Genomic DNA, 11,706 nt, shown 5'->3' with positions numbered 1-11,706 from the left:
ACAAGAATCAGATGACTCGTTCCACCTATGAAAGGGCGATGGAATCGCTCGAAGGGGTGAACAGCGAAATCTGCGATCTGATCCACAAATCGTGGGGACGCTGAGTTGTCAGCTGACAAAAACAAGGTTTTCGCGTTTGTTTTCAGAATGATGCGCGAGAAGCGGAGAGAATAGATGGCACGCAAGAATCTTTTGGCTGGACTGGTTGCGCCCGAGAGCGCACCAAGCCCGCAATCTGCCAACACCGCCTACCCCATGCGCGGTGCTTCCAAGAACATGATCCGGTCGCTGGACGAGTTGGCAAAACAGGCCGATAAGTTCCTGGAAGGGGAAGCCGTTGTCGAGATCGATCCCAAGCTGATCGAGGGATCCTTCGTCTCCGATCGCCTCGAGGATGCGTCCGAACAGTTCGAGGAACTGAAGCAGGCGATTGCGGAGCGGGGGCAGGATACGCCTGTTCTTCTGCGGCCGCACCCTACCCTCTCCGGTCACTACCAGGTGGTCTTCGGCCACCGTCGTGTGCGCGCAGCCCGCGAGCTCGGCCGTCCCGTCAGGGCCGTCATCAAGCAACTGGACGACAAGTCCCATGTCATCGCCCAAGGTCAGGAAAACTCGGCCCGGGCGAATTTGACGTTCATCGAGCGTGCGCTCTTTGCGCGCCGCCTCTTCGATCTCGGCTACGACCGCAGCGTCATCTGCTCGGCGCTGGCGGCCAATCAGGCGACCGTATCGAAGATGATGTCTGTCACCGATCGCATCCCGGCCGATGTTGTCGAGCGTATCGGCCCTGCCCCGTCCGTCGGACGCGAGCGCTGGGTCGAACTCTCGCTTCTGGTCGGGAAGGCATCGAACGGCGAGAAGGTGCAAGCCCTGACGCAGGACGCAGACTTCGCGAAGCTCGACAGTGATGAACGGTTCAACGCCCTGTTTTCGGCCCTCAACCGCTCCGGCAAAGCCGTCAAGAAGACGGAGATGCCCGCCGCGAAGCTGCTCTGGCAGCCGTCCGACAAGGGTGTTTCTGCGCAGATATCGAATACCGGCAAAGCGTTCACGCTCGCGATGAAGGCGAAGAACGCCTCGCGCTTCGGCAAGTACCTGTCGGATAACCTGGACCGGTTCTATGCCGAGTTCATGGACGAAATGACGAACGAAGGAGATTAGTGCGCAAAAGAAAAAGGCCCCCAAACGTTGCCGTCGTGGAAGCCCTTCTCAGGTGTAGCAAGCTGAGATTCTCATTTCCACGATTCATAGTCAAGAGTCTTTGGCACCGATTTTGGTGAGCGGACGTCTTTTGCCTGATCAAAGGTGAAAGAAATGGAACGTGGAAGTGTGACGACGCCTTTCGGCCGGCGGCCGATGACGCTTGCCTTGCTCAAAGGTCAGCTCGATATTGCAAGATCTTCAAACCAGAATGCAGTCGACAAGTGGCATGTCTTTCGTGACATCAGCGAGGCACGCGCCTTGCTGGGTCTCGGCGACAGAGCGCTCGCGGTTCTCCATGCGTTGCTTTCCTTTTACCCCGAGCAACAGCTCAGCGAGGGCGGACGCCTCGTCGTATTCCCTTCGAATGCCCAGCTGAGCATCAGAGCCCACGGTATCGCCGGTTCCACGCTGCGCCGGCATCTCGCTGCCCTTGTCGATGCAGGGATCGTCATCCGCAAGGACAGCCCGAATGGAAAGCGCTTCGCCCGAAAGGACAGAAGCGGTGCAATCGAGCAGGCCTACGGCTTCAGCCTCGCGCCGCTCGTCGCCAGGGCCGAGGAGTTCGCGCAAATGGCCCAACGCGTCGTCGCGGAACGCCAGCGCCTCCGTCTCCTGCGGGAGCGGTTTTCGCTCGCACGCAGGGACATCGCCAAACTGATGTCCGCCGCCATTGCCGCTGGAACTCCCGGTGATTGGCAAACACTCGAGCAGCGTTATCTGGAGCTCTCCACCGCGATCGGACGTGCTTCCGCCGTTCCCGAACTGGAGGTCACGGTCCATGCACTCGACGAATTTCGCATCTATCTCGTCAAACTGCTGGAAATCCATCTGAATCCCGAAAATTCGAGCACCAATGACCGCCAGAATGAGCGCCACATAGAGAATCCAGAATCCGATTCCATCAATGAATCTGAACAGGCTCTGGAAACGCCGCCTGGGGAAAAATCGCCAAGTCACTTGACCGAGCTTCGAGCCCGACAAGCCATCTTTCCTCTCGGTCTGGTGCTCAGGGCCTGCCCCGACATCACGATGTACGGCCCGGGAGGCACGATCCGCAGCTGGCGGGATCTCATCTCCGCAGCAATCGTTGTCCGATCGATGCTCGGCGTCAGTCCCTCAGCCTATCAGGAGGCCTGCGAGGCCATGGGGCACGAGAATGCCGCAACCGTCATGGCCTGCATCCTCGAACGCGCCGGGCATATCAATACCGCCGGCGGCTATCTGAGGGACCTGACCGCAAAAGCACGTCGTGGCGTCTTTTCGGTCGGCCCGATGCTGTCAGCACTTATGACGGCGAGGGGTGATGCCAATTGCACGGCGGATCACATGTCTCCGTCGCGAGACGACCGAACGAGAGGGTCAGGTCCAGCGCTGTCGGATCGATTGGAGATCGCTGACCAGCGGAAAGGCGGCAAAGAGCATGAGCGGCAACGCGAGAACCATCGCCGCAGGGATGCCGAACGTCTTGAAGAGCACTGCGCCGCAGATGCCGCCGATGAAAAAGAGGCTGATCAGGGTCGAAAGCAGGCCGAGTTTGTCGCGGTCTGCCATCACCGGGGGACGTCCAAGGACGGCCGCGCTGTTTCGATAGAAGAGCTTGCCGATCTCGATCCCAACGTCCGTCACGAGACCGGTCACGTGGGTTGTTCGGATACGCGCACCGGAGAGCTTGGTGATCATGGCGTTCTGTAGACCCATGATGAAGCAGAGGAGGGCGACGGTAACGGCTGTCAGAACTCCGTCAAGCAGACCTGAAAGCCCGAAGGCGGCCATGGCCACAGCTTCGAAGGCGAGCGGCAAGGCATACTGGGAATGAAGATCCTTGCGCTTTGCCCAGTTGATCAGGATTGCCGACGTGGCGGCGCCGAAAATGAAGGCCAGGAGCGCGGAGACGCCGCCGAGAAATAGCCCTACGTTTCCGAGAATGAGGTTGTCGGCCATCGACGAAACCATGCCGGACATGTGCGACGTGTATTGTTGGACGGCCATGAAGCCGCCGGCATTGGCCGCGCCCGCAACAAAGGTCAGATAGAAAGCGAGATGGCGGTCACTGGCTTCGGTCCGGTGACGATCGGCGAGACTTCTTATGTAGGCTTGCATGGAGTTGAACTGCGGCGGGCTCGAGGGACAGATGAGAAGCTATTGGCCAGCTGCAAGACTTGCAAGCGCTACCATCCGCGTAGATGGGGTGTCCGGCAAGAGCAGGGAAGGGCTTTCGACGACTGCGACCACCGATCGCACCGTCAGGCTAGATAGGCGTAGTACGCCCAGATGAGAGCAAAGGCCAGACAGACGCCGGCAGACAACAAGGCCCTCCGGGCAAACGGCTGCAGCTTCTTCTTTTCCTTCGGCTTCGGCGGTCGTTTGAACTCGATGACGTTGGACATGGCCATTCCTTCATTGACGCTTCGTTTGGGCGAGCGATCCCCTATACCCCAAAAGGGTTTACGATTGCTGGTGTGAACAGTCACAGTCAGCCTCACCGACCTTCGACATCAGCGACAAATCTCCTCCGCTGCCACGTTCCGACGAGAGGGCGTGGTGACCGCCGCGTCGCTCGTGGCAGATCAGTTCGGCATAAGCATGGCCAATGTGCGGTCGTCGTCAGCTGCTTCCGGACGTCACCTTCACGTGTAGTGAGCGGCTCGAAAACCGGTCGGCCGTTGGTGCTTCCACACGATCGCCTCGCAAGCCCGCGGCCAACGCGGCGCGTTTGACAAGGCGTGCGACCTCCTGGTCGTGCAGGCGAGCCTTGCCGACTGTCTTGCCGCCACGGAGAACTCGGCGGAAAATTGGTCCTTTCGTGATCCTGCCGAGCCGGATCCAGGCCTCGAGGGCCGCCACCGCACAGGACAGCTCGTTCGGCTGTCGCGCGATCTCTACTTCGCGCTGGCCGGTTCTGCCGTACAAGCTAACCATCAGTCCGCGGGGCCCAAGAGCGATCCAGCCACGGGCGTCTTCGCTCTCGTCCGGTCCGGCATCCAGCCCAGTGATCTCGCTCCGAGTGAGCCGACCGGCAAAGCCGAGGAGCAGGATCGCTCTGTCGCGCAATCCCTTGAGGCTCCCGCGGTCGAGCGTCTCCAGCATCAATGCAAGATCGGCCGGCGCCAGTGCCTGTTTGCGCGGCGCGGATGAGCCGGCGGCGCGGCGGGCATCGGCGAGCGCCTCGGTGATCACCTGATCCTGGCGGGCAAGCGCGAACCCGCGTCGTGCGTAGTTCCATGAGAGCGAGGAGAGCCTCCGCTCGATCGTCGAAATCGAATTGGGCCTGCCGTCTGCGCGCCCAGCGCCGGAAGCGCAGGCGCGGATGTAGCTGCCGACAACCTGCGGATCGGCGGGGAGGGGAGAGAGGCCCTCCCGGCGACACCACGCGGCAAAATGCTTCCAGTCGGATGCATAAGCGCGACGTGTGTGGGAGGACGTCTGATCGCCGAGGCCGCTCGGCGTGGCAGCCGACCCCGTGGCCCGTGAGGTCGCATTCGGATCAAATGCCGAGGCATTCCGTAGACCTGCGTGCTCGGTTGGCCTATGTTTCTTCGCGCTGGTGTCTTTGTCAGGCATTTTTGCTGTCATCGGTCTCCGTTGCCATGACGATATATCCGTCATGACGGACGAACAAGTAACGGCATCAGATTATCGTTCGTAAATTGGCGACGGCAAGCTGTGCGCTTTTAGTGGAAGCGGTGTTGAAAAGCGCACATCTGAGCTATGCTGCGTTCCATGGATTCGCTCGCTGATTCGTCGATCAATACTTCCGCTCGCGCCGCCGTCGTGCCGGCATGGGCACAGCCGCGCGGGACCGTCGAAAGCGAGGCGGATGCAGCCTTCATGGCCGGCTCGGCACTGACGACACTTTACGAGCGTGTCCGGGAACCGCCCGTCTGGGCCGGGTGTTGGCGCAAACGGCTGGCGCTCGCCTCGGCGCAGGCAGCCGTCCGCCTGATGGGCGGAAAGGAGGACGAAGCGGCACTCCGCGATGCGGTGTTTCTCTGCCCTCCGGGGGGAAATCCCGGGCCGGCGGGACGGGTCCTTGTCGCCTACAGGAGACTGGCATCACGCAAACCCGTGATGACCGATGTGCTGATCCGGGAAGTCGCGGATCTTCTCGCCATTCGCTGGGACGAGGCGCTCGCCGGCGTTCCCGGTCTCGTCGACGACCTGTTGCAGTCGCGTCGGGCCGTGCCGTTCGTCATCGCCGAACTCGTTGAGCGAGTCGTCGCGATGCGGCCGGATGCCGAGGTTCTGGCGTGGTGGCTGGCGGACTGGATGCTTGCGCGGCTCGTCCATCTGGGACTGCCAATTCCGCTCTTTACACAGGCACGCTACGGGGCAGCATTCCGCACTGCAGGCGGCAGCGGCCGCAGCCGACCGGGTGACGAGGGTTTCGCCCGTGCCGTCTGTCTGGCGCTTGCCTTGCAGGTACCGGATGCGCTGCGGCTTGCAACGGAGATCGAGCGTCGAGCCAGCAACTTGATCGATGTTGCTCCGAAGCTTCGGACGAAGGGTCGGGACGGCGTCGTTGAGAGACTGCTTTCGGACGATGCCATCGCTGCCTCGCTACCGGGAACCGGGCTTTCCCGCTGGGCAGGCCGTCGGCTCTTCGAAAGGCTCGAGGCGTTTGGAGCCATCCGGGAGCTTTCCGGTCGTCCAACCTTCCGGATCTACGGGTTGTGACGATGGCCGACGCAACAACAGCCGAACGAACGACCAGCCGACGCAAGAGCGGCGACGCGGGCCCCCTTGACCGCGAGCTCACGCATGCCACGCCGGCGGCGCGTTGGCGCGAATGGATGATGCGGGTTGAGGCTGTCATCTTCGCTTCCACCGATCCGGTCAGTCGCGAGACGCTGGCGCGCGTGGTCGGCGATGAGTGCAGCGTCGACCTGCTGATCGACGATCTGCGCGAGGAACTGCGTGATCGACCGTATGAGATCGTATCCGTTGCCGGTGGCTTTCAACACCGTACGAGGGTGAGCTATGGGCCGGCGATCCGCGCTGCAGCCGTTCCTACCCGTTCCGCCAGCGCCGCGCTCTCCCAGTATGAGGCGGCGGTGATCATGGCAGTCGGCTACTTCCAGCCGGTGACGCGTGGTGAGCTGTCGAAGATCTTCGGCAAGGAGATCTCCCGGGATACGATCGCCAGCCTGAAGGCGGCGGGCTTTCTCGCTTCCGGCCCGCGAAGTCCGACGCCCGGCGCTCCTTACACCTATGTGACGACCAAGCATTTTCTCTCGGCCTTCGGCTTCGAGACGCTGAGGGACCTGCCCGATATGGAAGCACTCGAAGATGCCGGACTTCTCAACCGGTATGCGGAGGTTGACACCGACCGAGGCATGGACGCCCGGGACGGTGAGGACCTGATCGAGGACGAGGAAGTCTGACGGCACGAGGACGTCGCCGGTACAGACCGATGTCGGGTCGATTCAGCTGAACTCGGCGCTCATCGCTTCGAGCTGTTCCCAGAGGCTTTCCGCGAAGCTGCGCAGTACCAGGACTTCGAAGGCGTCTGCGCCCGTGCGTGTCAGGTGGCCATTGATGTGGCCGACGAGCGTGGATGTCGCGTTACCGATCGGGAAGGCGGTGAGCGAGAGATCCACCGCGGTGCCCTTGGCGAGGACGGCGGTCGCATTTTCGCCGACGATCTCGATGCGGACGCGGCCGTGACTCTGCTCGACGACATCGCCGAACGGAGCGAGCGTCGCAGCGACTTCGGAGAGGTCGGCCGTTGAAAGTGGTCTGTCGCCAACCACGAACCACTGGCCCGGCGCAACGAACCGCACGGCATGGGCTTGACTGCCGAGAGCCGCTCTGATCGCGGCGGAGATATCGCCGTCAGAAGCCTTGCCGAGGATGTGCAGGACGCAGCCTTCAGGGAGAACCCGGAGCGTCACGCCCGTGCGTCTCGAGATCTGCTTGCCGCCAAGCGCGCTGCGATATTGGAGCGGGAAATCGCGCATCGGAACCTCAGACTTTCAAGCGTTCGTTAGCCGGATCGAAGAAGACCGGATTACAAAGGCGGGCGGGAGTGTATTCGTCGCGCAGTCCGTTCCAGACGAGGACCTCTTCGCCGTGGCGCGAGGCGCCGCGCTTGACGAGGGCAAGGCCGATGGTCGAGCCGACATGGGGCGAGAAGCAGCTGGAACTGACATAGCCCTGGTCGTTTTCCAGCGTGGCGGCCGCGTCCTTGTTGAGGATATGCGAGCCGCTGCGGAAAGTGGTGGCGGGGTCGAGCGGCGCGACGCCCACCAGTTGCGGCCGGTCCGGATCGTTCAGCCCCTCGCGCCTGAGCATGTGCTTGCCGATGAAATCGGCCTTGCCGGCCGAGACCATCTTGCCGAAACCGAGGTCGGCCGGCACCACGGTGCCGTTGATCTCGTTGTGGGTGACGTGTCCCTTCTCGATGCGGAGCACGCCGAGCGCTTCGACGCCGTACGCACAGATGCCGTGTTCCTTGCCCGCTTCCATCAGAGCGTCTGCGGTGCTCTCGCCGTAGCCGGCCGGTACCGCCAGCTCGTAGGCCAGCTCGCCCGAGAACGAGATACGGAAGAGACGGCCGGAAAGCCTGCCGCCGAAGAGGGAGACTTCCCGGACAGCCAAGAAGGGGAAGGCGTCGTTGGAAATATCCTCGTCGACGATCGACTGAAGGATGAGGCGCGACTTCGGTCCGGCGATCGCCATTTGTGCCCACTGGTCGGTGACTGAGGCGAGCCGGACGTCGAGTTCCGGCCACAGCACCTGGGCGCAGAATTCGAGATGGTTCATCGCGCCCGCGGCATAGGCGGTGGTCGTCGTCACAAAGAAGCGGCATTCCTCGAGCCGGCTCACCGTCCCGTCATCGTAGATGAAGCCGTCCTCGCGCAGCATCAGACCGTAGCGCGCCTTGCCGGCGGGCAGGTTCAGAACGGAATTGGAATAGACACGGGTCAGGAATTTCGCGGCGTCGTTGCCTGTGATCTCGATCTTGCCGAGCATCGAGACGTCACAGAGCCCGGCATTGGATCGTACGGTCTTCACCTCGCGGTCGACGCTTTCGCGCCACGTCGTCTCGCCGGCGCGGGGGAACCAGCTCGATCGGTACCAGAGGCCGGTCTCGACGAATTGCGCGCCGTTTTTCCTCGCCCAGTCATGCAGCGGCGACTGGCGCACCGGCTGGAAATGCCTTCCGTGCGATGTGCCGGCAAGCGCCCCGAAGGAGACCGGCGTATAGAAGGGGCGGAAGGTCGTGGTACCGACATCGCCCGGCGAAATGCCGCGCGCCTCGGCGAGAAGGCCGATGGCGTTCACATTGGAGAGCTTGCCCTGGTCCGTCGCCATGCCGTTGGTGGTGTAGCGCTTGGCAAGCTCGACATGCCCGTAGCCCTCGCGCACGGCGAGGCCGATATCCTTGCGGTGCACGTCGTTCTGGTAGTCGATGAAGGCCTTGCCCTTGACGCCGGGAATGCTCCAGACCGGCTTCGTCGGTGCGGCGGCGATATCGCCCTCGACCACGCCGAACGTTGCCTTCTCTGCCTTGAAGCCGAGACCGTCGAGGAGGGCCGTCGCCTTGGCCGCGCCGCAGGCGAGGCAGGCGGAAAGGCCGGTGACCGTCGCCGCGGCGCCGGCGAGCGCGAGGCCCTTCTTGTCGCCGGGCACGATGAAGGCGCCACTCTCATCCGACCATTCCGGCTTGCCGCCACGCTGGCAGGCGAGGTGGATGACCGGGTTGAAGCTGCCGGACATCGCGAGCGCATCGACGGAGAGCTTTTCCGTCCGGCCATCCTTGAAGATGGTGATGGAGGAGAGCGCCTTGCCGCCTTGCGCATCCGAAACGTAACCGCCGTGCACGACGCGGGCCGGGCCGGAATAGGTGTCCGACGCAGCCCCAACGGGGCGGCTGTCGATGATGGCGGCGAGCGTGACGCCTGCCGCTTCGAGATCCCGTGCCAGGGCATAGCCGCTGTCATTGGTCGTGAAGATCGCGACCCTCCGGCCCGGCGCGACACCGTAACAGTTGAGGTAGGTGCGGGCGGCGCCCGCCATCATGACGCCGGGAGTGTCGTTGCCGCCGAAGACGAGCGGCCGCTCCTCCGCGCCGGTAGCAAGGATCGCTTCCTTCGCCACGATGCGCCACAGCCGCTCGACCGGGAGATTGGGCTTCGGGTCGGCGACGTGCTTCTGCACGCGCTCGACCGCGCCGAAAACACTGCCGTCGTACCAGCCGAAGGCTGTCGTCCGGGCAAGCACGACGACATTGGGCAGGCTTTCCAGTTCGGCGAGCGTCGCGGCGACGAAGTCGGCCGCCAGTGTTCCGCCGATTGTCGCGGTTTCGGCCAGCAGGCCGCCGCCGATGCGGGCGCTCTCGTCGAGAAGGATCACGCGAGCACCGGCACGGCCGGCGGTCAGCGCCGCCGCGAGGCCGGTCGCGCCGCCGCCGATGACGAGCAGGTCGCAATGGGCCCACTGCTTCTCATAGAGGTCCGGGTCGGCCTCGTAGGTCGCCTTGCCGAGGCCCGCCGCCTTGCGGATGAAGGGCTCGTAGAGCCTTTCCCAGAGCGCTGCCGGCCACATGAAGGTCTTGTAGTAGAACCCGGCGGAGAGAAAGGGTGAGAGCAGGCCGTTGAAAGAGCCGATGTCGAAATCGAGCGAGGGCCAGCGGTTCTGGCTCTGCGCAACGAGACCCTGGTAGAGCTCCTGCATGGTGGCGCGCGTGTTGGACTCGGTGCGGCCACCCTCTCCGATGGTCATCAGCGCGTTGGGTTCGGCAGCACCTGCCGTCAAGACACCGCGCGGACGATGATACTTGAACGAGCGTCCCATCAGCATTCGGCCATTGGCGAGCAGCGCCGAGGCGAGGCTGTCCCCTTCGAACCCGGTGTAGGGCTTGCCGTCGAAGGTGAAGGAGAGCGGCGTTAGGCGGTCGATGAGACCACCCTTTGCGAGACGATAAGAGGTCATTCCGCTGCGTCCTGTTTCTGGGCGGCGTCTCGCGCGCCTTCGATCTCGTGGGTGGCGGTATCGCGGGTCACGACCAGCCAGCGCCGGCAGCCGGAGGTGTGGTGCCAGTATTCGTCATAACGGCCGCGTGGGTTCTCCCGGAGATAGACGTAGTCGAACCATGCGTCGGTGCCCGCATCCGGAGTGGGGCGGGCGAGCGCGGCGCCCTTCACCGTGAATTCTTCCTTCGGTCTCTGGCCGCAGTGGGGGCAGGGGATGAGGCTTGCCATCGTCGTTCTCCCGGAAAATCAATGGAGGTTCGGCTGGGCGCCCTGGCCCTTCTCGTCGACGAGGTAGCCGCGCGCGAAGCGATCGAGACGCATCTCGCGCGTCACCTGGTGCGGTTCGTCTTTCGCGATCAGATGGGCGAAGCAGAAGCCGGAGCCAGGCGTCGCCTTGAAGCCGCCGTAGCACCAGCCGGCGTTGAGATAGAGATTGTCGATGGGTGTGCGGTCGATGATCGGCGTGCCGTCCATGCTCATGTCCATGATGCCGCCCCAGGCACGAAGCACCCGCACGCGGGAAAGGGCAGGGATCATCGCCTTGCCGGCTTCGACCACATGTTCCACGGTCGCAAGATTACCGCGCTGTGCGTAGGAGTTGTAGCCGTCGATATCGCCGCCGAAGACGAGGCCGCCCTTGTCCGACTGCGAAACATAGAAGTGGCCCGCGCCGAAGGTGACGACGCAATCGATGAAGGGCTTCAGTCCCTCCGACACGAAGGCCTGGAGGACATGACTTTCGATTGGCAGCTTCATGTCCACCATCTCGGCAACGCGGGAGGAATTGCCGGCGACCGCCACCGCGAGCTTGCCGCAGCCGATGAAGCCCCTGGAGGTCTCGACCCCCGTCACCCTGCCGTTGTCGCGGCGGATCGCGGTCACCTCGCAATTCTGGATGATGTCGACACCCATGGCGTCGGCGCCGCGCGCGTAACCCCAGGCGACGCCGTCGTGCCGCACCGTGCCGCCACGGCGCTGAAGGAGGCCGCCTTTTATCGGGAAACGGGCATTGTCGAAATCGAGGAAGGGCAGCATTGCCCGCACTTGCGCCCTGTCGAGCAGGTCCGCATCGACCCCGTGCAGGCGCATGGCGTTGCCGCGCCGGGTATAGGCGTCACGCTGTGCGTCGGAATGGAAGAGGTTCAACACGCCGCGCTGCGAGACCATGGCATTGAAGTTGAAGTCCTGTTCCAGGCCCTCCCACAGCTTCATCGAAAGCTCGTAGAACGGGTTGTTGCCCGGCAGCAGGTAGTTCGACCGGATGATCGTCGTGTTGCGGCCGACATTGCCCGAGCCGACATAGCTCTTCTCAAGAACCGCGACGTTGCGGATGCCGAAGGTCTTGGCAAGGTAATAGGCCGTCGCCAGACCATGGCCGCCACCGCCGACGATCACGACATCGTAATGCGGCTTGGGCGCTGGCTTCCGCCAGGCCGGCTTCCACGATGCATTGCCGCGCAATCCGTTGAGCAGAATTGAGAAAGCTGAATAGCGCATGGCGTCTGGAACCCTTCCGATGTGACGGGAG

The 11,706-nt window shown here is 63.2% G+C and carries 10 protein-coding genes and 1 pseudogene; 4 read left to right on the top strand and 7 right to left on the bottom strand.

From position 1 onward, the window contains the following. Window positions 1-174: 174 nt before the first annotated feature. Window positions 175-1,161, top strand: coding sequence for a plasmid partitioning protein RepB (repB, locus tag NHF53_RS15105; RefSeq protein ID WP_252834865.1), 987 nt, complete (start codon window positions 175-177; stop codon window positions 1,159-1,161). Window positions 1,162-1,314: 153 nt separating this feature from the next. Continuing rightward, a pseudogene (repC, locus tag NHF53_RS15100) lies at window positions 1,315-2,484 on the top strand (plasmid replication protein RepC); the annotation flags it as partial. Window positions 2,485-2,562: 78 nt separating this feature from the next. Here the strand turns inward: repC and NHF53_RS15095 are convergent. From NHF53_RS15095 to NHF53_RS15085, 3 genes are all read right to left on the bottom strand, one after another. Beyond that, on the bottom strand, window positions 2,563-3,303 hold the full coding sequence (locus tag NHF53_RS15095; protein ID WP_252834864.1) for a YoaK family protein: 741 nt from the start codon (window positions 3,301-3,303) through the stop codon (window positions 2,563-2,565). A 143-nt stretch (window positions 3,304-3,446) separates the two neighbouring features. Then, window positions 3,447-3,590 carry a hypothetical protein gene (locus tag NHF53_RS15090; RefSeq protein WP_252834863.1) on the bottom strand — a complete coding sequence of 48 codons (144 nt, stop codon included), beginning with the start codon at window positions 3,588-3,590 and terminating at the stop codon, window positions 3,447-3,449. 217 nt (window positions 3,591-3,807) lie between these two features. Beyond that, a complete protein-coding gene (locus NHF53_RS15085; RefSeq protein ID WP_252834862.1) occupies window positions 3,808-4,764 on the bottom strand; it encodes an integrase in 957 nt (318 codons plus the stop codon). Window positions 4,765-4,923: 159 nt separating this feature from the next. Here NHF53_RS15085 and NHF53_RS15080 point away from each other — a divergent pair, with 159 nt between their 5' ends. Next, complete coding sequence (locus tag NHF53_RS15080) at window positions 4,924-5,877, top strand: DUF1403 family protein (protein ID WP_252834861.1); 954 nt, start codon at window positions 4,924-4,926, stop codon at window positions 5,875-5,877. Window positions 5,878-5,879: 2 nt separating this feature from the next. Continuing rightward, window positions 5,880-6,584, top strand: a complete 705-nt coding sequence (locus NHF53_RS15075; protein ID WP_252834860.1) for an SMC-Scp complex subunit ScpB — start codon at window positions 5,880-5,882, stop codon at window positions 6,582-6,584. Between the two features lie 42 nt (window positions 6,585-6,626). On the opposite strand, the gene NHF53_RS15070 is transcribed toward NHF53_RS15075, so the two are convergent. Genes NHF53_RS15070 through NHF53_RS15055 form a run of 4 tightly spaced genes read right to left on the bottom strand, consistent with a single transcriptional unit; the run spans window position 6,627 to window position 11,675 of the window. After that, the gene (locus tag NHF53_RS15070) at window positions 6,627-7,160 is read right to left on the bottom strand and encodes a sarcosine oxidase subunit gamma family protein (protein ID WP_252834859.1); all 534 of its coding nucleotides are present in this window, start codon (window positions 7,158-7,160) and stop codon (window positions 6,627-6,629) included. A 7-nt stretch (window positions 7,161-7,167) separates the two neighbouring features. After that, entirely contained in the window at window positions 7,168-10,137 is a 2,970-nt protein-coding gene (locus tag NHF53_RS15065; RefSeq protein WP_252834858.1) for a sarcosine oxidase subunit alpha family protein, read from the bottom strand. Next, window positions 10,134-10,406, bottom strand: a complete 273-nt coding sequence (locus tag NHF53_RS15060; RefSeq protein ID WP_252834857.1) for a sarcosine oxidase subunit delta — start codon at window positions 10,404-10,406, stop codon at window positions 10,134-10,136. Before NHF53_RS15060 ends, NHF53_RS15065 begins: the two co-directional genes overlap by 4 nt. Before the next feature lie 18 nt (window positions 10,407-10,424). Further along, window positions 10,425-11,675: a sarcosine oxidase subunit beta family protein gene (locus NHF53_RS15055; RefSeq protein WP_252834856.1), complete on the bottom strand. Its 1,251-nt coding sequence runs from the start codon at window positions 11,673-11,675 to the stop codon at window positions 10,425-10,427. Window positions 11,676-11,706: the final 31 nt, after the last annotated feature.

The organism is Ciceribacter sp. RN22 (genome assembly GCF_024054295.1).
GTDB classification, from domain to species: Bacteria; Pseudomonadota; Alphaproteobacteria; order Rhizobiales; family Rhizobiaceae; genus Allorhizobium; species Allorhizobium lividum.
This window is presented reverse-complemented; position numbering and strand designations above follow the sequence as displayed.

Bases quoted from the DNA above. Each gene is read 5' to 3' on its own strand.
- repB (WP_252834865.1), top strand. From the start codon at position 175: ATGGCACGCAAGAATCTTTTGGCTGGACTGGTTGCGCCCGAGAGCGCA.
- NHF53_RS15095 (WP_252834864.1), bottom strand. From the start codon at position 3,303: ATGCAAGCCTACATAAGAAGTCTCGCCGATCGTCACCGGACCGAAGCC.
- NHF53_RS15090 (WP_252834863.1), bottom strand. From the start codon at position 3,590: ATGTCCAACGTCATCGAGTTCAAACGACCGCCGAAGCCGAAGGAAAAG.
- NHF53_RS15085 (WP_252834862.1), bottom strand. From the start codon at position 4,764: ATGCCTGACAAAGACACCAGCGCGAAGAAACATAGGCCAACCGAGCAC.
- NHF53_RS15080 (WP_252834861.1), top strand. From the start codon at position 4,924: ATGGATTCGCTCGCTGATTCGTCGATCAATACTTCCGCTCGCGCCGCC.
- NHF53_RS15075 (WP_252834860.1), top strand. From the start codon at position 5,880: ATGGCCGACGCAACAACAGCCGAACGAACGACCAGCCGACGCAAGAGC.
- NHF53_RS15070 (WP_252834859.1), bottom strand. From the start codon at position 7,160: ATGCGCGATTTCCCGCTCCAATATCGCAGCGCGCTTGGCGGCAAGCAG.
- NHF53_RS15065 (WP_252834858.1), bottom strand. From the start codon at position 10,137: ATGACCTCTTATCGTCTCGCAAAGGGTGGTCTCATCGACCGCCTAACG.
- NHF53_RS15060 (WP_252834857.1), bottom strand. From the start codon at position 10,406: ATGGCAAGCCTCATCCCCTGCCCCCACTGCGGCCAGAGACCGAAGGAA.
- NHF53_RS15055 (WP_252834856.1), bottom strand. From the start codon at position 11,675: ATGCGCTATTCAGCTTTCTCAATTCTGCTCAACGGATTGCGCGGCAAT.